Genomic DNA, 21,275 nt, shown 5'->3' with positions numbered 1-21,275 from the left:
CGCTCAGGCCCGCGCGCCGTTGATCTCGTCCCAGGCGCGGTTGATGTCGATCATCTTTTTCTCAGCCAGCCGAATGGCTTCTTCGGGCACACCGCGTGCCATCATCGCATCCGGGTGCGTCTCTCGTACTAGCTGTCGCCAGACCTTGCGAATATCGGGTAGCGGCATGTCTCGCGGGACACCCAGAACCGTGTAGGGGTCTTTGGGCGCGTCGGGCACGAACCGCTCACGCAGGGCCATAAACTGGGCGTCGGTCTGACCGAAAATCCGGCTAACTTCCTCCAGAAACTCGTTCTCGTTGGGGTGATAGAATCCGTCCGCCATCGCGATGTGGAACAGCCCCTCCATCAGGTCGCACAGTGTAGTGCTGTCATCGGCAAACATCCGGGCGATTTTACGGGCATAGTCCTGATAGCCAGCAACGTCCGTTCGGGCCATGTCAAAGACGCGCGCCGCGCCGGCCTCGTCTTCGCGGGCAATCTGAAACACGTCACGGAAGGCGGTCACCTCGTCCCGTGTAACCTGCCCGTCGGCCTTGGCCATTTTCGCGCCCAGCGCAATCACGGCAATTGCAAACGCGACCGAACGTTCCGGGGGCGTTCGCAGTTTCTCAAAAACCGCGGTCAGGCTTTCGCCCTGTGCAAGCGCGCTCAGCGCGTCGGATATACGAGTCCAGATCGACATGAGCGCACCCTAGCGTCCCAAATCGCGACTGTCAGGTGCGACTAATCAGTCCGCGGCAAGAATTTTCTGCATCAGCACAAGATCCAGCCATTTGCCCCATTTGAAACCAACCTCTGGCATGCGACCGACCTCGGAAAAACCGAGCGACGCGTGAAAAGCGATGGCGTCCAAATTGGCCGAAGAAATGCCAGCCACCAGCACGTGCACGCCTTCTGCCTGCGCCACGGCCTCAAGGGCCCACATCAACGACCGCCCCGCGCCCCGCCCGCGCGCCTCAGGGGCCAGTTGGATCGTATGCTCGCGACACCGCGCATATCCCGGCCCGGAACGAAACGGGCCATAGGTGGCAAAACCCACCACCTGCCCGTCGACTTCGGCCACAAGATAAGCTGGACAGCGGTTTTTGATATCAACAGCAATATCTTCGGCGCTCCGCTCATCGGTCGTGAAGGTGACGAGCGTCTCGCGGATGATCGCGTTGGTGATCGCAGCAATAGCGGCTGCATCCGCAACCTGAGCTTGCCGGGTTATCATTCCAGCACGCGTTTGCCATGAGGTGTCTCGAACTCAGCCTGCAATGCGGCAGGTCCGGTGTCAAACACGACCATCTCCAAATCCCCCAAAAGCCTCGCTAAGTCCAAAGCCTCCGGATGGTAAACCACGAGGCGCTGCAGACGGCAGCCGCTGTCCTGCAGCATCTTGGCCGGGTGCAGATCACCGTGCCACTGAATGAGCGCCGGGAACAGGTTGTCAAAGGGCAAGCGCCCATTGGGCGGAACCGCCATCTGCCATCGCAGAGCCCCACGAGCCAGGTCAATTGGACGACCGACACCGTCGGGAAAGACAGTCAGCGACTCTGCGATATTTGACACCCGGCAAATCCAGTTGGTCAGGCGGGGCTGACCCTTAAACCGGTCCAGGTCAAACCACCGGGTTCTTTCGGGATTGGGGGCTTCCGGGTCTATCGCGATGGCCTCCAGATAAAGCCCATTCCGCAGGCCCAGCAGCCGGTTGTAGGTGCCGAACTTTTCGTGCTTGCCGCCATCCTGCAGCGGTACGCCTAACGCTTGTTCGATATGAGCAGACGCCTCTGTGAGCGTTTCGCCCGCAACGGCCAGATGATCCAGTAACACGCGCGCCCTCCTGTGAAAAAGACCAGACCCAAACGGATCTGGTCGCATGTTTTCGTCAAAGGCACAGGATCACAAGATTTTTCGTTGAAAATCTTGGTGGGGTCAGCCTTTGGCCTCGCCGATCAGACGCAAGATGTCCTGCGCGGCCTCGGGGATATTGGTGCCCGGCCCAAAGATCGCCTTGACGCCGTGATCATAGAGGAACTGGTAATCCTGCTGCGGGATGACACCACCACAGATCACGATGATATCCTCGGCCCCTGCCTTTTTCAGCTCTTCGACCAGCTGCGGTGCAAGTGTTTTGTGCCCCGCTGCCTGCGACGAGATGCCGACGACGTGCACGTCGTTGTCCACCGCATCCTGTGCAGCTTCGGCCGGGGTTTGGAACAATGGTCCAACGTCCACGTCAAACCCGATATCGGCAAAGGCGGTGGCGATCACCTTGGCGCCCCGGTCGTGACCGTCCTGCCCCATCTTGACCACCAGCAATCGCGGTCGACGACCCTCGGCTTCAGCGAACTCCTCGATGGATTTCTGAATGGCTGCAAAGCCTTCGTCGCCCTCATAGGCCGCCCCGTAGACACCGGCCAGCGTTTTCACTTCGGCGCGGTGACGACCGAACTCTTTTTCCATTGCCATGCTGATCTCTCCTACGGATGCGCGGGCGCGGGCGGCCTCGACGGCAGCGGCCAGCAGGTTTCCACCCTCTTTGGCAGTCTTGGTGAGTGCGGCCAGCGCGGTCTGGCACGCAGCCTCATCACGTGTTGCGCGGATACGTTCCAGCCGCGCAACTTGGGCCTCACGAACGGCGACATTGTCGACGTCCAGAATGTCGATTGGGTCTTCCTGTTCCTTGCGGTATTTGTTGACCCCGACGATTACCTCATCGCCCCGGTCGATCATCGCCTGACGGCGCGCTGCCGATTCCTCGATGCGCAACTTGGGCATGCCCGAGGCGACAGCCTTGGTCATACCGCCCATTTCCTCGACCTCTTCCATCAGCGCCCAGGCCTTTTCGACCAGTTCATTGGTCAGGCTTTCAACATAGTACGAGCCCGCCAAAGGATCGACCACATCGGTCACTCCCGTTTCTTCTTGCAGCACCAATTGCGTGTTCCGCGCAATGCGGGCCGAGAAATCGGTGGGCAGCGCTATCGCCTCATCCAGTGCGTTGGTGTGCAGCGACTGGGTGCCGCCCAGAACCGCGCTCATCGCCTCATAGGCGGTGCGGATCACGTTGTTATAGGGGTCCTGCTCCTGCAGCGACACGCCAGAGGTCTGGCAGTGAGTTCGCAGCATTTTCGAACGCTCGGATTTCGCGCCGAACTCGGTCATCACCCGGTGCCACAACGTGCGAGCAGCGCGCAGTTTGGCGATTTCCATGAAGAAATTCATACCGATAGCGAAGAAGAACGACAGACGGCCCGCGAACTTGTCCACATCCATCCCGGCTTCGGTCGCTGCGCGCACGTATTCACGACCATCAGCCAGCGTATAAGCCAACTCCTGCACCAGGTTCGCCCCGGCCTCTTGCATATGGTAGCCCGAGATCGAGATCGAATTGAATTTGGGCATCTCGTTCGATGTGAAATCAATGATGTCCGAGATGATCCGCATCGACGGCTCGGGCGGATAGATATAGGTGTTGCGCACCATGAATTCTTTCAGAATATCATTCTGAATAGTGCCGGACAGTACGGATTTGTCGTGCCCCTGCTCTTCACCCGCGACAATGAAACTTGCCAGGATCGGGATCACCGCGCCGTTCATCGTCATCGAGACCGAGACCTTGTCCAGCGGAATGCCGTCGAACAGGATCTTCATGTCCTCGACGCTGTCTATTGCCACACCGGCTTTACCCACATCGCCAACAACGCGCGGGTGGTCGCTGTCGTACCCCCTGTGCGTCGCCAGATCGAAGGCCACCGAGACACCCTGCTGCCCCGCAGCCAGATTGCGGCGGTAAAACGCGTTCGATTCCTCAGCTGTCGAGAACCCGGCATACTGACGGATCGTCCACGGACGCCCCGCATACATCGTCGCCTTTACCCCGCGCGTGAACGGACCGAACCCGGGCAAGGACCCCATATGTGGCAGATCGGCGGTATCGTCGTGCGTGTAGAGCGGTTTGACGTCGATGCCTTCCAAAGTCTCTTTGGTCAGGTCTTCCAACGGGCGACCGCGCAGCTCTTTTTCGGCCAGCGCCTGCCAGTCCTTCGTATCGGTCATAGCGATTTCCTCTTTTCAATTCGGATCGCGCCGGGGCATGGCCCGCGCATTGTGATGTTCAGTGCCGCCCGTTCGGGTACGGCTAAGCGCAACATTTTGAACGCCATGTTCATTTCGCTGGTCGCATTCGTCGACGCAGAGGCTATATTCAAACGAACAGGAGGCCTCATGACACGAACGCTTGCCCTTGTTTTCTCGGCACTATTCCCGCTGGCCGCTTTGGCGGCGGATGGGTCTGCACCCGCCGGTGAAGATTTCGTCCGCCCTGCCGGTGACAGCGAATTAAGCGAATATCTATGGGTCAGCCGACCCATTGTCGTTTTCGCTGACACACCTGCAGACCCGCGGTTCCAACAACAAATCGACATGCTGCTTGAGGGCGAAGATGCGATGCGGGACCGGGATGTCGTAGTCCTGACCGATACCGACCCATCGGCGCGGTCTCCGATTCGGGCACAGCTGCGTCCACGCGGGTTCCAGATGGTGTTCGTCGACAAGGACGGCGTCGTCAAACTGCGCAAACCCAGCCCCTGGAGCGTCCGCGAAATCGGCCGTTCTATCGACAAGACGCCCCTGCGCGAACGCGAGATTCGTGAACGGCGCGAGGGCGGTTGAGCGCCTTCGCCACGCCCATAGCACCCGGCGCAGAACACCGGGAACTTATGGAGATATGGCAAATGCGCGGTCATGATCATTCAAACTCGATGATCACATCGTCTACGGCGAGGCTGTCGCCGGGGCCTGCGTTGATCTTGGCTACGGTGCCTTTCTTCTCGGCGCGCAGGATGTTTTCCATCTTCATCGCCTCGACGGTGCACAGCGCCTGGCCTTCCTGAACCTCCTGCCCAACTTCAACATCGACCTTCACGATCAGACCGGGCATCGGGCAGAGCAGCATTTTTGAGGTATCCGGCGGCAGTTTTTCTGGCATCATTCTGGCCAGTTCTGCCTGCCGCGGACGGCGCACATGCACCTTCAGGTCCGCCCCCCGGTTGCGGATGCGGAACCCGCCCGAGATCTTGTCGACCTTCAGAACCAGCGGGCTGCCATTCACGTCCAGCACCGCCAATTGATCACCCGGCGTCCAGTCCGATGCCACGCGCAAGGTGGTACCGTCTTCGAATTTGACCGTTGCGCCTTCTCGGTCAGCATTCACCTGAACAGGGTATTCCTGACCTTGCAGCGTCACAACCCAACGTTTGCCGACCTTGCGTTCGTGATTGTCCATCCGGCCGGAAACGCGCGTCCTGCGGATTTCAGCAACTCGGTGCATCGCCGCGCAGGAGGCCGCGATCTGGTGCAGGTCGGATTCGGGCAGAGTTACCCCCTGGAACCCATCCGGGTATTCTTCGGCAATGAAGGCCGTGGTCATGTCGCCACTGATGAATTTCGGGTGGTCCATCACGGCGGACAGGAACGGCAAGTTGTGGCCGATGCCCTCAACCTCGAAGCTGTCCAGCGCCACGCGCATGGCCTCGATCGCCTGTTCGCGGATCGGAGCCCAGGTACACAGCTTGGCAATCATCGGGTCGTAATACATGCTGATCTCGCCGCCTTCATAGACGCCTGTATCATTGCGCACGGCGGTTTCGCCTTCGGGCGCGTCACCCTGCCATTTGCCGTTGACCAGCAACGGACCGGCAGCGGTTTCCTGCGGCGGGCGATAGCGTGTCAGACGACCAATCGACGGCAGGAAGCCGCGATAGGGGTCTTCAGCATAAAGACGGTTTTCGATGGCCCAGCCGGTCAGGGTCACGTCGTCCTGTGTGATCGAAAGTTTCTCACCCGCGGCCACGCGGATCATCTGTTCGACCAGATCGACACCAGTGATCAGTTCGGTCACCGGGTGTTCCACCTGCAGACGAGTGTTCATCTCCAGGAAATAGAAGTTCTTGTCACCATCGACGATGAATTCCACCGTGCCCGCGCTGGCATAGTTCACGGCCTTGGCCAAGGCCACCGCTTGCTCACCCATCGCTTTACGCGTTTCCGGGTCGAGGAACGGCGACGGCGCCTCCTCCACCACTTTCTGGTTACGGCGCTGGATCGAGCACTCACGTTCGCCCAGATAGATTCCATTGCCATGGCTGTCGCAAAGCACCTGAATTTCGATGTGGCGCGGCTGAGTCACGAATTTCTCGATGAAAATCCGGTCGTCGCCAAAGGAATTAGCTGCCTCGTTCTTGGACGACTGGAATCCTTCGCGCGCCTCTTCATCATTCCAGGCGATGCGCATGCCTTTACCACCGCCGCCGGCGCTGGCCTTGATCATCACGGGATAGCCGATGTCGTTCGAGATCTTCACCGCCTCATCCGCGTTTTCGATCAGGCCCATGTAACCGGGCACGGTCGAAACGCCCGCTTCCTGCGCGATTTTCTTCGAGGTGATCTTGTCCCCCATGCTTTCAATCGCGCCAACCGGGGGGCCGACAAACGCTACGCCTTCAGCATCCAGCGCTTCAGCGAATTTCGAGTTTTCGGACAGAAAACCGTATCCGGGATGCACGGCCTGCGCCCCGCTTTGGCGAATTGCTTCCATCACCTTGTCAATCACGATGTAGGACTGGTTCGCAGGCGGAGGGCCAATGTGAACCGCTTCGTCCGCCATCGACACATGCAACGCGTTTCTGTCCGCGTCCGAGTAAATGGCAACAGTGCCGATACCCATCTTACGAGCGGTCTTGATGACCCGGCAGGCGATCTCGCCCCGGTTGGCGATCAGGATCTTGTTGAACATGGAACGTCCTTTGTCTTTGTGTTCTGGAAACGCAAAACGCCGCCGCGGGGAATTGACCCTGCGACGGCGTGATGCGCGATGACGGACGGGGCGACGCGCGCCCCAGTGCATTCGGTGTTACCTACAGTTGTTCTGCGTCTTGCAGTACAGCACGTTGCCCGCTGCACCGACCACTGCGCCCAACAGCGGGTCGGCGCTGACGACCGCCGCGCCCACCGCTCCTGCGCCGCCGCCAAGCAGCGCCTGTTCGCCCGTGCTGTCACCACACGCGGCAAGGCCGGCACAGGCCGCCACTGCAAGGTAAATACGTGAGAATCGCATGTCTTCTGCCCCTTTAGGTTTCTTGACTCATTCGGGGGCACTTGCCGCAACCAGGCGTTGTTATTCAATAACAGGGGCGGTGAAGTGGGTATTTGCGCAGGTTTATGCCGCTTGAAGCGCGTAGTGTGCACAAAGAAAAACGCGGGCAGGATTTTGTGGGTTTCACAAACCTGCCCGCGGAAGGAAGGGGTACGGAATAGTAGGTGCTTGTGCGGCGCAGGCAAAGTAGAGCCGCACTGCCCGTTCAGATTGCACGGCATAATCGACACCGCAAACAAAGGTTTGTTTCCAACTGAGATTCCGGCTGGAAACCGCCAATCTGGCAAAATCCCGCGCAAATTCGTGCCGACATGGATCATGGCCGCATGCGTGGGTTTGGCATCCAAATCCGTCACGTTCCCGTTACAAATTCCTCGGGCATTACGGTTTTCTGCATATGCAACATCACGAATCGGCGGCATTACCCGCAGTAAAATAATATTCACGAACAGAATGTTAACCGATCTGTTCACCATGCTGTGAAAAACCGTGGTCTTAAACACACTTTTGCATGAGCAAATTATCAATTTCCATCCCGTTCTCGTGATTTCCAACGCTGACATTTGCGTGAAACCTTGAGTTTGTACACTTGCACACAAGGAAACACTCACATGATTACAAAGAGAAAAAAGGCAATCCTGCTTGCTGCCTCTGCTCTTAGTGTGACCAGCACGCTTGCTTTTGCCCAAGACGCCCAAACCCAGGCCGAACTGGATGCATTGCGCGCCCGTGTCGAGGCCCTGGAGGCCGCGAACCCTGGCTCTGGCACCGGAGATCTGAGGATCGGAAACACCACTCTTGATGTCTATGGCTACATCAAGGCCGATTTTTTCTATGACTTCGAATTTGACCAGGGTGATACCGCCTTTGTGAACGTCATCGGTGAACCATCGGCCGCGACCAGCGGCACTTTTGGTGCAACTGTTCGCCAGTCCCGGATCGGATTGCGCACCAGCACACCCAGCGCCATTGGTGAAATCGGCGGTCAGCTTGAGCTGGACTTGTTCGCCTCGAACGGTACTGCAGAGCTGCGCCTGCGCCACGCCAATATCACGATCGGAGACAACTGGCTGATTGGTCAGACATGGACCAATTTCATGCCGCTGGACACCTATCCGACCTCGGTTGAATTCAACGGCCCGGTTGGTATTCCTTTTGCCCGCGTTCCGCAGGTTCGCTATTCGAACCGATTTGCTACCAACACAACGTTTTCGACTTCCATCGAAGAGAATGTCGGCGGTTCGAACTCCAACGATCCGGTCCTGACTGCGGCGGTTGAATATAACGATGGCACTTATGTCGCCCGCGCCTCGGCGCTGTACGGCAAGGCCGAAGGTGGAGGAGTTGAAGTCGACCAGACAGGTTTCACCGTGTCCGGATCGATCCGTCCGTGGGAAGGCGGCCTGTTCCAGGTCAACTATGTCAACGGCCAGGCGCTTGGTCCCTACATGATCGGTCTGGGTGATCCGGTTGTCGGCGGTCAGGCTAACGACGTTGACGGATATACCATTGAATTCCGCCAGGACCTCGGCCCCAAATGGAATGTCGGTATCTCCCATGGCAGGGAAAGCTACGACCTGCCGACCTCGACTGGCACGTTGTCTTTTACCGAGCTTGAAACGATCCACGTAAACGCCTTTTACAAGGCCACTGACAATCTGACCCTCAGCGCGGAATATATCTACGGCGAAAGGAACGACGCGCCCACGGGCCGGACTTTTGATGGCAACCGGGTCCAGGTGGCCGCTCAGTTGAATTTCTGAGCGCACATACCCACCCTGCCCGACCTTGGGCAGGGTTTTTGCCGGGATAGCCCCAAGATTGGTATGTGCGACAGCGGCTTGCATGAGTCACCGCACCCCGTCGAAAATGTCGGGGAAGGACATCCGAGCCACGTCCGGATCAATCACCAACAACGCATCATAACTGGCCGGATCAAACGGGTCTTCGGCCGGAACGACCTCACGCTCGAAAAACCAGCTCAGGCGCCCGGCGTCCAGATTGCCACGCTCGAATGGCTGATCACCGAAGTGTTCCCACAACGCCTCCATGAAGGCCGCGTCCGCGCGGCGGTCCGCCGGCTTGCGGTCGCGAAACCTCTCACGCCGGGTCAGGGAGGTGACGCCCTTGGGATTTGCCCGGCGAATGGTGAACTGAAAATCGGTTCCGGGCATGCGTCCGGGAAATCCGCGATGTTTCAGCATACCGGCACCTCCTCGATTTTATAGTTCATGGGAAAAAGAAACGTGTACCCGAGATTGGACGGGATCATGTCGCGCACCTCCAAAGCCGTATTGGTGTCCAGAAACGCTCTGATGACGTGAAATGGGGTTTCATGATCAGAGCCCCTCCCAGATACACCGGGACTGCTCCAGCCGGTAGGCTTCAAAATACTGAGTTGCGTCAGGCGATGAACGCCCGAACTCGATTGGCCGGTCGGACAGAGAAATAACAACTCGCGCGGGATCGAGTTCATATTTCGCTACATAGGCAACCGCGAGGGTCTGACACAGGTGCTCCATATCCGCCGAAGCGACATCATACCCGATCCGCCCAACGGTGGAGCCGATCTTAGGCGCGATAAAGCGAAACCTCACCCAAAGCTCACCCGGGTTATTGTCCAGCAGGACATCGCTCAGATGCACGGGTTGTCCGGACGGCACCGGCAGCAGGTTGTCAGATTGCGCGAAAGCAGGCGACGCCCATCCCAACAGGACCATAGCAAAGGCGCGACCCCAGACCCACAAGTGAGCTCCTCTCTCCGGGGTCGCGCGCGCATGGCTATTGGCCTGCGCGGTTCTATGTCTGATAGGGCATTTCATTAGCAGCTTTGGCCTCAAAGTCAAACTTGCCATCCGGTAATCTTACCCGGCCAGCCTGCAGACTGTGCTGCAATATGCGGCTGGCCCGGTAAATTATTCACATCTCACCCGTCACAGCGGAATATTGTCGTGCTTTTTCCACGGATTCTTCAGCTGCTTGTTGCGCAGGCTGGCAAAGGCCCGGGACACACGGCGGCGGGTGGATTGCGGCATGATCACCTCATCAATGAAGCCCCGCTCGGCGGCAACAAAGGGGTTGGCAAACCGGTCTTCATAATCCTGCGTGTGCTGCGCGATCTTCTCGGCGTCACCCAGGTCTGAGCGGTGGATGATCTCGGTCGCACCCTTGGCACCCATCACTGCGATCTCGGCCGTGGGCCAGGCATAGTTGAAATCACCGCGCAGGTGTTTCGAGGCCATAACGTCATAAGCGCCACCATAGGCCTTGCGAGTGATCACGGTCACTTTGGGAACCGTCGCCTCGCCATATGCGAACAGAAGTTTGGCGCCGTGCTTGATCACACCGCCATATTCCTGCGACGTCCCGGGCAGAAAGCCCGGTACATCCACAAAGGTCAGGATTGGAATCTCGAAACAGTCACAGAACCGAACGAACCGTGCGGCCTTGCGCGAACTGTCGATATCCAGACAACCCGCCAGAATCATCGGCTGGTTGGCCACGACGCCCACGGTCTGCCCTTCCAGACGGATGAAGCCGGTGATGATGTTCTTGGCGAAGTCTTCTTGGATCTCGTAGAAATCGCCCTCATCCGCCACTTTGGAGATGAGTTCCTTCATGTCGTAGGGCGTGTTCGGATTGTCCGGGATCAAAGTGTCCAGCGAAGTCTCGACCCGTTCAGGACTGTCGAAGAAGGGGCGAACCGGCGGCTTCTCGCGGTTGTTGAGCGGCAGGAAATCGACCAGACGACGCACCTCTGCCAACGCCTCGACATCGTTTTCGAACGCGCCATCGGCGACCGAAGATTTCCTGGTGTGGGTCGAAGCTCCGCCCAGTTCCTCAGCGGTGACCACTTCGTTGGTTACGGTTTTCACGACGTCGGGTCCGGTCACGAACATGTACGAGGTGTCTTTGACCATGAAGATAAAGTCGGTCATTGCCGGGCTATAGACCGCACCACCGGCGCAGGGACCCATGATCACACTGATTTGCGGCACTACGCCCGAGGCCATGATGTTGCGCTGGAACACTTCGGCATAACCCGCCAGTGATGCCACGCCTTCCTGAATGCGCGCTCCGCCCGAGTCGTTGATGCCGATCACGGGCGCACCATTCTGGATCGCCATATCCATGATCTTGCAAATCTTCTGGGCGTGGGTTTCCGAAAGAGACCCCCCGAACACAGTGAAATCCTGGCTGAACACATAGACCATCCGGCCGTTGATCGTGCCCCAGCCAGTGACAACGCCATCGCCCGAAAGCTTTTGTTTTTCCATCCCGAAATCGGTGCAGCGGTGGCTGACGAACATGTCGAACTCTTCGAAACTACCTTCATCCAACAGCAGTTCGATCCGCTCGCGCGCTGTCAGCTTTCCACGCCCGTGCTGTGCGTCGATACGCTTTTGCCCGCCCCCAAGCCGGGCGTCGTTACGGCGGTCTTCAAGCTCGGTAAGGATGTCTTTCATGACGTTGATCCCCTGTAAAATTTGCCCGAACATACAGACAGGTGATCCCAAGCCAAAGGTCTTTTCGGCAAATTTGCAAAACTTTGAAAATGTGCCAGTGGAAAACTGCAAATTTGTTAATGTCATCCGCGCCCGATCAACCCGGTGGCCTTTTCCAATGACAAGCCCTAAGAGTGAACCATGCAGTTCAGTTCCACCTCTGTCGGTCGCACTCCGCCCACCCTCCTGACGCTGGTTTTGCTGTCGGGAATGTCCGCGCTCAGCATCAATCTGCTTTTGCCAAGCTTACCCAATATGGCAGTCCATTTCGACGCCGACTACAAAATCATGCAGCTGTCGATTTCACTTTACCTGCTGACAAATGCGGTGCTGCAAATCCTGATTGGCCCGCTGGCAGATCAACTGGGACGCAGGCCTGTCATTCTGGGAGGGTTAGCCCTGTTCCTGTTGGCGACACTTGGCTGCATTTACGCCCCGAATGTCGAAACCTTCCTGGCATTCAGGATGTGCCAGACAGTTATCGTGGTCGGCCAGGTTCTCAGCCGGGCCGCTGTCCGCGATATGTATGAACAGGATCGGGCCGCCTCAATGATTGGTTACGTGACAATGGGAATGGCAGTGGTTCCCATGATCGCACCAGCTGTTGGCGGGCTGTTGGAGGAAAGCTTCGGCTGGAAAGCAAACTTCTGGCTGCCTTTCGGACTGGCCGCGCTGGCATTGATCCCGACTTATCAGGATTTCGGTGAAACGGCGGCAAAAAGCGGCCGGTCCCTGCTTCAGCAATTCCGTGAATACCCCGAGCTTCTGACGTCGCCCCGGTTTTGGGGATACGCCATGTCGTCAGCTTTGTCCTCAGGCGCGTTTTTCGCTTACCTGGGCGGCGCTCCTTTTATCGGAACCGAAGTTTTCGGCATGACTGCCGCAAAAGTAGGATTCTATTTTGGCGCTCCGGCCATCGGGTATTTCGTAGGAAACTTCATCAGCGGACGCTTCTCTGTTCGTTTCGGAGTAAATCGCATGGTCTTTTGGGGGTGCTGGCTCAATGCGATTGGCGTGGCCCTGTCAGCAACCTTGTTTCTGGCCGGTTTGGGAACAGCGCTTAGTTTCTTTGGGTTCATGACGTTCGTGGGCATCGGAAACGGTATGTCCATTCCCAACGCAACCGCAGGATCATTGTCGGTCCGCCCTCACCTTGCAGGCACAGCATCAGGCCTGAGCGGCGCCATCATGCTGGGAACCGGAGCCGCCCTCAGCGCATTGGCCGGAGCACTTTTGACGCAGGATACAGGTGCGATGCCCTTGCTTTGGCTTATGCTGACCACCGCTGTTCTCGCAATTTTTGCCATCACCGCCGTGATCCGACGCGAAAGACGGTTGGGACTTTAGGAAACTTGCCTTAACGGGTTTGCAAAGCTAGCTTGCAGAAACAGAAAAGTTGCAAAGGCAGGCTATGGCCACCCAAAAACTCTATGCCGGTGCGAAGCTGCGCGAAATGCGCACACGCCTGACACTGACGCAGAAGGAATTTGCCGCCAAACTGGGCGTTTCGCTGCCCTATCTGAACCAGATGGAGAACAACAACAGGCCGATTTCGACCACGGTTGTTCTGGCGCTGGCTCAGGAGTTTGGAATGGACGTTACTGAGCTTAGCACAGGGGACAGCGAACGACTGGTCTCGGACATGCGCGAGGCGCTGGCCGATCCAATATTCGACGATGCCACACCGCCGCTGGCGGACCTGAGATTGACGGCCTCGAACGCTCCCGCCCTTGCCCGTGCGTTCATCGCATTGCACAGAACCTATCGGCAAACCCATGAGCGCCTAGCCTCTTTGGACGAAGCGTTAGGGCGCGAAGACGCACGGATTCAGGCAAGCCCGTGGGAAGAAGTGCGCGATTTTTTCCACTATTGCGACAACTATATAGATGCCGTCGACCGCGCAGCCGAGAGGTTTGCCGCACGGGCCGAGGAAGCCGGCGGCGTCCGGGCCGCAGCCATCAACAGTCTGGCAGAGCGCGGCATTCGGGTTCAGTTTGTGGAAATCCAAGAAATCCGCAAATACGATGCCGACAGCAAAACACTGCTGCTCTCGTCCCGCAGCTTCCCGCAAACGCAAGTGTTTCAACTGCTGTTGCAGGTCGCTTTGCTGAGTCAGGATAAACTGCTTGAGGCCACCCTGGATTTTGCCAAGTTCCAAAGCGATGAAGCCCGCTCAATCGCCAAGATCGGTCTGGCCAATTACTTCGCCGGGGCGTCGCTTATGCCTTACGAGGCGTTTCTGACCGCCGCGCAGGACTACCGCCACGATCTGGAGTTGCTCAGCAACCGTTTTGGAGCATCCATCGAACAGGTGGCGCACAGGCTGTCCACCCTGCAACGACCGGGTGCCAAAGGTATCCCGTTCTTTTTCGTGCGTGTAGATCAGGCCGGAACGATCACCAAGCGCCACTCGGCCACGCGTCTGCAATTTGCCCGGTTCGGTGGCGCGTGCCCCCTGTGGAACGTCCACCGCGCCTTTGAAACCCCCGGCCATTTCCTGCGGCAACTCGCGGAAACGCCCGATGGCGTCCGTTATATTTCTCTCGCACGGGATGTGTCGAAATCGGGAGGTTCATATGGCGCACCCGTGCGCCGATATGCCATTGCGCTGGGGTGTGAAATCCGCCACGCCGAGGCGTTGGTCTATGCCGATAACCTCGATATCAACAATGCCAGTGCCTATGAGCCGATCGGCATCTCGTGCCGTATCTGCGAGCGGCAAAACTGCCACCAACGCTCGGTTCCGCCACTGGAAAGGCGGCTTTCCATTGATACCCATACACGCGGCACGCTGCCGTACGAAGTTACTTGACCAAAAAGAGGGCGCGGCTGGCTGTGACGGGGGCAGCGCCCCCGCCTCATGGTGTCAGGCTTTCGACAAAATCGCCCAGATCTCGTCCTTCAACGCTGCGCGCTTCTTACGCATCTCACCCTCGGCCAGATCTTCCATCGGCTCGACATTGGTTTCGGCGCGATGCACAGTGCGGTTGATCTCGTGATACTCATCCGCCAGCCGGGCAAAATGCGCATCCGATTGCTTGAGCTGACTCATCAATTCAACCTTGTCCGGAAACTCTTCGGCCAGTTCATGTGGGGTGTGGGACATTCCTGTTCGCTCCTCAAATATGTCGTTGCGATTCAGGTCTATAGGATACCGCCCCACCCCGCTTTGACGCTGATCAAATCACCGCTGGGTGGTTGCCCATGCCGGATGAATCCACGGGCGGTCATTTGCCTTTGACAATGCCTCTTTACCCAACAGATGATCCGACATCTTCTCACCGACCATGATCGAAGGCGCGTTTAGGTTGCCGTTGGTGATCTGCGGGAAAATCGAGCTGTCCGCGACACGCAACCCATCCACTCCGATTACGCGGCCCTCGGGATCGACCACCGCGTTTTTGTCATCGGCTCGGCCCATCCGGCAGGTACCGCAGGGGTGATAGGCACTTTCGGCATGTTCGGATATGAATGCGTTGAGCTCTTCATCCGTCTGAACTTCGGCGCCCGGTTGAATTTCCTTGCCCGAATAGGGCTTGAAGGCATCCTGACCGAAAATTTCGCGCGTCATACGGATGCAAGTGCGGAAATCCTCCCAATCCTCTTCATGGCTCATGTAGTTGAAACGGATCACAGGCGCATCCTCGACCCTGGCCGAACGCAGGGTGACCGCGCCGCGTGATGGTGAGCGCATCGGGCCAACATGGGCCTGGAACCCGTGCCCCTCGGCTGCGGCCTGCCCGTCGTAACGGACAGCAATCGGCAGGAAGTGGTACTGAATGTCGGGGTATTCCACACCTGGCTTCGACCGGATGAAAGCCGCGCTTTCGAACTGGTTCGATGCGCCCAGGCCGGTTTTGGTGAACAGCCATTGTGCCCCGATCAAGCCTTTGCTGACCAGGTTCCAATGCTTGTACAGCGTGATCGGCTGCAGCGACGCCTGCTGAATGTAAAGCTCCAGATGGTCCTGCAGGTTCGCACCTACGCCCGGACGATCAGCGACAACCTCAATCCCATGTTCGGTCAGGTGCGCGGCTGATCCAATCCCGGACAGCATCAGCAATTTGGGCGAGTTGATCGACGACGCCGCCAGAACCACCTCGCGACGGGCGCGGATGATTTCTTTTTTGCCACCGCGCACCAGCTCAATCCCGGTCGCGCGTCCGTTTTCTATGACCACCCGACACGCCAATCCACGCACGATATCGCAGTTGTCGCGCTTGAGCGCGGGCTTCAGATAGGCATTCGCCGCCGACCAGCGCCGTCCTTTCCAGACGGTCTGTTCCATCGGCCCAAAACCTTCCTGTTTTTCGCCGTTATAATCGCCGGTGACTTCGTACCCTGCCTGTTGTCCCGCATCGACGAAGGCCTGAAACAATGGATTCTCTCGCGGACCGCGCGAGACATGCAGCGGGCCGTCGGTTCCGCGCCATTTCGGGTCACCACCATGGCCGCCGTCATGCCACGTCTCCATGCGTTTGTAATAGGGCAGCACGTCCGAGTAGGACCAGCCATCGGCCCCCATCTCGGCCCAGGTGTCAAAGTCGCGCGCGTGGCCGCGTACGTATACCATGCCGTTGATCGAGGATGACCCGCCAATTACCTTGCCGCGTGGACAGGCCAGTTGACGGTTGTTCAGATGCGGCTCGGGCTCGGACCGGTAGCCCCAGTCATACATTGGCATGTTCATCGGATAGCTCAGCGCCGCCGGCATCTGGATGAAAGGGCCGGCATCGGTGCCGCCATGTTCGATCACCAGAACCGAGGCGCCCGCCTCGCTCAGTCGATAAGCCATCGCGCATCCTGCGGATCCTGCGCCTACGATGACGAAATCTGCTTCCATTTTCAGGTCTCCATAACCCTCCGGGTTGAGATTTCACGAAATCTCATCGCCTCCGGCGGGAGTATTTTCAAAAAGATGAAGAGGTTATTCGCCACGCGGGAAACGGGCGTTTTCCTCAACGGTATTCAGGTCCATGTGGTTGCGCATGTAACGCTCGGACGCTTTTTGCAGAGGCTGGTAATCCCACGGATAATAACCGCCCTGCCTAAGCGCCTCGTACACGACCCAGCGGCGGGCCTGGCTGGCGCGGACATCGGCGTCGAACCGATCCAGATCCCAACGCGCCTCGGATTTTGCCCGCAGAGATTCCAGCGTACCTGAGTGGTCGGGATGGTCTGCAAGGTTGTCCTGTTCGTGCGGATCGGTTTCCAGATCAAAAAGCTGATCCGGGTCCAGCGCACAGCGGTTGTACTTCCACTTGCCATAGCGCAGCGAAACCAGGGGCGCATAGGACGCCTCGGCGGCGTATTCCATCATGACTGGCGCAGTCCGTTCCGTTCCATTGGCCAGCGGAACGAGGTCTTCACCATCGGTCCACGGGGCAATCTCGGCCATATCCACACCCGCCAACGCACCAAGGGTCGGTGTGACGTCAATTGTGGAAACGGGCGTATCGATGCGGCCGGCCGGCATTCCCGGCGCAGAAATCATCAGCGGTACCCGCGCCGAACCTTCGTAGAAGTTCATTTTGAACCAAAGACCACGTTCCCCCAGCATGTCGCCATGGTCCGAGACGAACATGATGATGGCATCCTGCCGCGTGGCTTCCAGCACTTCGAGGATTTCGCCGATCTTGTCGTCGAGATACGTGATATTGGCAAAATACGCGCGCCGCGACTTACGGATGTCCTCTTCGATAATGTCGAAGCTGCGCCAGTCGTTGGCGTCGAAGATACGCTGCGAATGTGGGTCTTGATTGTCATAGCCAAGGTTCGAAACCTCTGGCAGCAGATGTTCGCAGTCTTCGTATAGGTCCCAATACTTGCGACGCGCCACGTAGGGGTCGTGAGGGTGCGTAAAGCTGACAGTCACGCACCACGGGCGGTCATCTTTGCCGCGCGCCAGATCATAGAGCTTGGCCTTGGCGTTGTAGGCGACCTCGTCATCATACTCCATCTGATTGGATATCTCGGCCACCCCTGCGCCCGTCACCGAACCCATATTGTGGTACCACCAGTCGATCCGCTCGCCCGGTTTGCGGTAATCCGGGGTCCAGCCGAAATCGGCCGGGTAGATGTCGGTGGTCAGGCGATCCTCGAACCCGTGCAACTGATCTGGGCCGACGAAGTGCATTTTGCCGGACAGGCAGGTGTAATAGCCCGCACGGCGCAAATGGTGCGCATAGGTAGGGATATCGCTGCGGAACTCTGCAGCGTTGTCGTAAACGCCGGTGCGCGTTGGCAATTGACCCGACATGAAGCTGGCCCGCCCCGGGGCACAGAGGGGTGAAGCCGTGTAAGCGTTGGCAAACCGGGTCGATTTTTCGGCCAGTTTCTTCAGGTTCGGTGCATGAAGCCAGTCAGCAGGACCATCAGGAAAGAGGGTCCCGTTTAACTGATCCACCATCAGGATCAGAATGTTGGGTTTTGTCATTTTTCAGCCTCGAGCAGAGTGGTGAGGACACGCAGTGCGTGGTTGACGGCCAGTTGCGGCTCTTCCGGAGCGCTGAGCGCAGCACGGATATACAGCCCGTCAATCAGTGCGATCATGTTCTCGGCAGCCTCGACCGGATCGCTTAGCATTGGACGCAGGGCGTCGATAAGGTTGGAACGGATACGCGCCTGATAGATTTGCCACAGCCTCAGCGCGTCATCGTTTGTCTGCGCCAGAACGTAAAACGTCATCCACGCGGCGATGACATCGGGCGTGAAGCAAGACGGCGCAAAGCTGGCCCGGATAACGGCCTGTGCCCGTTCGTTGGGGGCTGCCTTTCTGAGTTCTTCCCGCGCCTCGGCGCCAAAATCGGACAGTATACGACGCATCGCAGCCAGAAAGATCTGGTCCTTGCCGCCGAAATAGTGATGCGCCAGGGCACTGGACATTCCTGCCCGCTTGGCGATCTGACTGACGGTCACGTCCAGGGATTTTTTCGACCCAAGCTCGGCAATCGTCGCTTTGACGATCGCGTCACGACGGATTGGTTCCATTCCGAGTTTTGGCATCGTTCCCCCCTCACAGCGTTGGTGGGAAAACGCTACGAGGTTTTTATTGACTCGTCAATTAATAACAGTTTGAGCCGCCCTGAACGGTTAAAGTTTGGGTGCAATACTGGGGGTCGTCAAGTTGCTTCGGTTCAGAACCGCCTCACGCCAGGCGATGAAGCTGACGGCGGACAGGATCAGCGTACCACCCGCAACAACCCAGACATCGACGCTTTCGTTAAAAACCAGCGCTCCCAACAAGGTCGCCCAGATCAGCTGCAGGAACGTCACGGGCTGGGTGACCGCGACAGGCGCGGCTTTCAAGGCTATCGTCATGAAATAGTGTCCTGCGGTGGCAAAGCTGGCGACCAGAAACAGCACTCCCAAATCGCGCATACTGGGTGGAGACCAAACGGCGACGGCAAAGGGAATCAGGGCGATGGTCACCCAGATCGACATATGGGCCACAACGACCGAGGGCGGTAAATCGCGGACAAGCACCTTCGCAATCAGGTATGAACCGCCAAGCGCCAGAGCTGTGCCCAGCATGGTGAGGTGCCCCGGCGAAATCTCCCGGAACCCGGGGCGCAGGATGATGAGAACACCAATCAACGCGGCAATGATCGCTGCTATCCGGCGAATGGCCAGCTTCTCACCCAGAAACAGTGCCGCACCCAATGTCACATAAACCGGGGTCATGTAGTTCATCGCCGTGACCTCGGCCAGGGGGATTTGCGTCATCGAGAAAAACCACAGCATCACTGCCACGGCATGGACGATCCCGCGCACCCCAAACAAAGTCAGCTGTCTGCGCGTCAGATGTGTTGTTAAAACCAGACGCAACGCGGGCAACAAAAAGACCAATCCAAAAACGAACCGCAGGAACGCCGCCTGAATCGGGTCCATCGTGGAACCCAAAGACTTGACCAGCGCAGTCATGACCACAAAGGACAACCCAGCAGAAAACATCCAGAACATGCCCACTAATGGGCGGTATGGGGCCGTGAGAGTTGTCATGTTAACGGTTGAACACCGAAACCCCCGTGGGGGCAACCCGTCACATCGCCACAAGTTTGAGAGCGATGGTCAGCATGACCACGCCGATCAGCACGTCCAGCACCTGCCATGCCCGAGATCGTGCGAAAACCGGTGACAGCACCCCTGCCCCGTAGCCCAAAGAAAAGAAGAATACGAAACTGGACAGCATGGCCCCCACGGCAAATGCCAGCCGATCGTCATACTGTGCTGAGATCGATCCGATCAAAACGACCGTATCCAGATAGACATGCGGGTTGAGCCAGGTAAAGGCCAGCACCGTCAGCAGAACCGAGCGCAGACTGGCGCTCTGCCCCTTGGCCACATCCATCGCGGCCCCTCCGCGCCACGCCGATTGCAGACTGCGCAGCCCATACCACGTCAGGAAGATCGCACCGCCATATCGCATGATTGTTTCGAACCAGGGCAAGACCTGCGCCAGAGTTCCAAACCCCGCTACACCCGCCGCGATCAGGACGGCATCCGAAACCGCGCAGGTCAGGCACAGTGGAAACACGTGTTCACGCCGCAATCCCTGACGCAGCACAAAGGCGTTCTGTGCGCCAATAGCAAGGATAAGGCTAAAACCCAGAGCGAAGCCGGCAATCAGGGACGTGGGCATGAAACCTCCTGTGTTCAGTGATGTTGACTACGGGCTAAGTGGCGTCCTATCAATTTAAAGATGTTGATCTTGATTAAGTTTGACTAATGCTGCTGGATCCCATCCACTTGTCCGCCCTGTCATCGATTTTGCGCCATGGCAGCTTTGAGGCCGCAGCGGCGGAATTGGCGGTGACGCCGTCGGCCATATCGCAGCGGATCAAGGCACTGGAGGATCGCGTGGGCGCGACCTTGATCAACCGGAGCACGCCCTGCACCGGTACTCCTGCAGGATTGCGTATCGCACGGCACGCCGAGGATATCGGGCTGCTCGAGACCAAACTGGCCCGCGAGCTGACTTTGGATCGGGCGACAGGCCCGGCGCGAGTCCGGATTGCGGTTCCGGCCGACGTGCTGGCGACGTGGTTCATTAACGCAATGGCACAGGTGGAAGGGTTGTTGTTCGACCTGGTTGTCGATGATCAGGACCATTCCGCGGAATGGCTGCGACGCGGAGAGGTCAGCGCCGCAATAACCGTTGGTGGACAGCCCGTTTCGGGCTGTGACGCTGTTACGTTGGGCGACCTGAGATACATTGCCACCGCCAGCCCAGATTTCATGCGCCGCTGGTTCTCCGATGGCGTGAACGAATGCACACTGACCCGCGCACCCTGTTTGACTTTCAACCGCAAAGACGGCCTTCAGAAATCGTGGATTGCTGCACAGACAGGCCGCCGGATATCGCCACCGTCACACTTCCTGCCGACTTCACACGGCTTTGTGGAGGCTGCCATTGCCGGCCTGGGTTGGGGGATGAATCCCATTGGAATTGCGCAACATGCGCTGGAAGACGGGAGGTTGTGCCCCGTTCTGCCCGACGCACCGCTTGACGTGCCGTTGACCTGGCAGATTGGCCGTGTGCTGGGCTCGGCGCTTGCTCCACTGACCAGTGCGGTCAGGCGGGCAGCGGTCGACGCGCTTCTGCCTGCGAATTCGTAATGCTCCTGT

20 protein-coding genes are annotated in these 21,275 nt (G+C 58.2%); 5 read left to right on the top strand and 15 right to left on the bottom strand.

The window, feature by feature from the left end; genetic code table 11:
* Nucleotides 1-3: 3 nt before the first annotated feature.
* From GOX66_RS00790 to scpA, 4 genes are all read right to left on the bottom strand, one after another.
* A complete protein-coding gene (locus GOX66_RS00790) occupies nt 4-684 on the bottom strand; it encodes a molecular chaperone DjiA (protein WP_170758672.1) in 681 nt (226 codons plus the stop codon).
* Nucleotides 685-729: 45 nt separating this feature from the next.
* Nucleotides 730-1,218: a GNAT family N-acetyltransferase gene (locus GOX66_RS00785; protein WP_170758670.1), complete on the bottom strand. Its 489-nt coding sequence runs from the start codon at nt 1,216-1,218 to the stop codon at nt 730-732.
* Nucleotides 1,215-1,817 (bottom strand): VOC family protein, encoded by a 603-nt coding sequence (locus GOX66_RS00780; RefSeq protein WP_170758668.1) that lies wholly within the window; start codon nt 1,815-1,817, stop codon nt 1,215-1,217. Before GOX66_RS00780 ends, GOX66_RS00785 begins: the two co-directional genes overlap by 4 nt.
* A gap of 102 nt (nt 1,818-1,919) precedes the next feature.
* Nucleotides 1,920-4,046 carry a methylmalonyl-CoA mutase gene (gene scpA, locus GOX66_RS00775; protein ID WP_170758666.1) on the bottom strand — a complete coding sequence of 709 codons (2,127 nt, stop codon included), beginning with the start codon at nt 4,044-4,046 and terminating at the stop codon, nt 1,920-1,922.
* Between the two features lie 168 nt (nt 4,047-4,214).
* Between scpA and GOX66_RS00770 the strand changes: the two genes are divergently transcribed.
* Nucleotides 4,215-4,661 (top strand): DUF4174 domain-containing protein, encoded by a 447-nt coding sequence (locus GOX66_RS00770; RefSeq protein ID WP_170758664.1) that lies wholly within the window; start codon nt 4,215-4,217, stop codon nt 4,659-4,661.
* Between the two features lie 76 nt (nt 4,662-4,737).
* Here the strand turns inward: GOX66_RS00770 and GOX66_RS00765 are convergent, their stop codons facing one another.
* Nucleotides 4,738-6,783 (bottom strand): acetyl-CoA carboxylase biotin carboxylase subunit, encoded by a 2,046-nt coding sequence (locus GOX66_RS00765; protein WP_170758662.1) that lies wholly within the window; start codon nt 6,781-6,783, stop codon nt 4,738-4,740.
* 117 nt (nt 6,784-6,900) lie between these two features.
* On the bottom strand, nt 6,901-7,104 hold the full coding sequence (locus tag GOX66_RS00760; protein WP_170758660.1) for a hypothetical protein: 204 nt from the start codon (nt 7,102-7,104) through the stop codon (nt 6,901-6,903).
* Between the two features lie 650 nt (nt 7,105-7,754).
* Here GOX66_RS00760 and GOX66_RS00755 point away from each other — a divergent pair.
* Complete coding sequence (locus GOX66_RS00755; RefSeq protein ID WP_170758658.1) at nt 7,755-8,906, top strand: DcaP family trimeric outer membrane transporter; 1,152 nt, start codon at nt 7,755-7,757, stop codon at nt 8,904-8,906.
* 87 nt (nt 8,907-8,993) lie between these two features.
* On the opposite strand, the gene GOX66_RS00750 is transcribed toward GOX66_RS00755, so the two are convergent.
* From GOX66_RS00750 to GOX66_RS00740, 3 genes are all read right to left on the bottom strand, one after another.
* Complete coding sequence (locus GOX66_RS00750) at nt 8,994-9,347, bottom strand: hypothetical protein (RefSeq protein ID WP_170758656.1); 354 nt, start codon at nt 9,345-9,347, stop codon at nt 8,994-8,996.
* 135 nt (nt 9,348-9,482) lie between these two features.
* Complete coding sequence (locus GOX66_RS00745; protein ID WP_237212396.1) at nt 9,483-9,890, bottom strand: DUF6497 family protein; 408 nt, start codon at nt 9,888-9,890, stop codon at nt 9,483-9,485.
* Between the two features lie 186 nt (nt 9,891-10,076).
* Entirely contained in the window at nt 10,077-11,609 is a 1,533-nt protein-coding gene (locus tag GOX66_RS00740) for an acyl-CoA carboxylase subunit beta (protein ID WP_170758654.1), read from the bottom strand.
* Nucleotides 11,610-11,789: 180 nt separating this feature from the next.
* On the opposite strand from GOX66_RS00740, the gene GOX66_RS00735 reads away from it, so the two are divergent.
* A complete protein-coding gene (locus tag GOX66_RS00735; RefSeq protein WP_170758652.1) occupies nt 11,790-12,995 on the top strand; it encodes a multidrug effflux MFS transporter in 1,206 nt (401 codons plus the stop codon).
* A gap of 64 nt (nt 12,996-13,059) precedes the next feature.
* Nucleotides 13,060-14,460, top strand: coding sequence for a helix-turn-helix domain-containing protein (locus GOX66_RS00730; RefSeq protein WP_170758650.1), 1,401 nt, complete (start codon nt 13,060-13,062; stop codon nt 14,458-14,460).
* Nucleotides 14,461-14,514: 54 nt separating this feature from the next.
* On the opposite strand, the gene GOX66_RS00725 is transcribed toward GOX66_RS00730, so the two are convergent.
* The 6 genes from GOX66_RS00725 to GOX66_RS00700 all read right to left on the bottom strand — a co-directional run bounded on the left by GOX66_RS00725 (nt 14,515) and on the right by GOX66_RS00700 (nt 20,289).
* Nucleotides 14,515-14,754 (bottom strand): HP1242/YdcH family protein, encoded by a 240-nt coding sequence (locus GOX66_RS00725; RefSeq protein ID WP_170758648.1) that lies wholly within the window; start codon nt 14,752-14,754, stop codon nt 14,515-14,517.
* A gap of 78 nt (nt 14,755-14,832) precedes the next feature.
* Complete coding sequence (gene betA / locus GOX66_RS00720; protein ID WP_170758646.1) at nt 14,833-16,491, bottom strand: choline dehydrogenase; 1,659 nt, start codon at nt 16,489-16,491, stop codon at nt 14,833-14,835.
* Between the two features lie 84 nt (nt 16,492-16,575).
* A complete protein-coding gene (betC, locus tag GOX66_RS00715; protein ID WP_170758644.1) occupies nt 16,576-18,084 on the bottom strand; it encodes a choline-sulfatase in 1,509 nt (502 codons plus the stop codon).
* Nucleotides 18,081-18,653 carry a choline-binding transcriptional repressor BetI gene (gene betI / locus GOX66_RS00710; RefSeq protein ID WP_170758642.1) on the bottom strand — a complete coding sequence of 191 codons (573 nt, stop codon included), beginning with the start codon at nt 18,651-18,653 and terminating at the stop codon, nt 18,081-18,083. Before betI ends, betC begins: the two co-directional genes overlap by 4 nt.
* A gap of 87 nt (nt 18,654-18,740) precedes the next feature.
* On the bottom strand, nt 18,741-19,649 hold the full coding sequence (locus tag GOX66_RS00705) for a DMT family transporter (RefSeq protein ID WP_170758640.1): 909 nt from the start codon (nt 19,647-19,649) through the stop codon (nt 18,741-18,743).
* 40 nt (nt 19,650-19,689) lie between these two features.
* The gene (locus GOX66_RS00700; RefSeq protein WP_170758638.1) at nt 19,690-20,289 is read right to left on the bottom strand and encodes a LysE/ArgO family amino acid transporter; all 600 of its coding nucleotides are present in this window, start codon (nt 20,287-20,289) and stop codon (nt 19,690-19,692) included.
* A gap of 86 nt (nt 20,290-20,375) precedes the next feature.
* Here GOX66_RS00700 and GOX66_RS00695 point away from each other — a divergent pair, with 86 nt between their 5' ends.
* Nucleotides 20,376-21,266 carry a LysR family transcriptional regulator ArgP gene (locus GOX66_RS00695; protein ID WP_170758636.1) on the top strand — a complete coding sequence of 297 codons (891 nt, stop codon included), beginning with the start codon at nt 20,376-20,378 and terminating at the stop codon, nt 21,264-21,266.
* Nucleotides 21,267-21,275: the final 9 nt, after the last annotated feature.

Source organism: Ruegeria lacuscaerulensis (assembly GCF_013031245.1).
Classification (GTDB): Bacteria; Pseudomonadota; Alphaproteobacteria; order Rhodobacterales; family Rhodobacteraceae; genus Ruegeria; species Ruegeria lacuscaerulensis_C.
The sequence above is the reverse complement of the archived record's forward strand: the minus strand, read 5'-3'. Positions and strand labels throughout refer to the sequence as shown.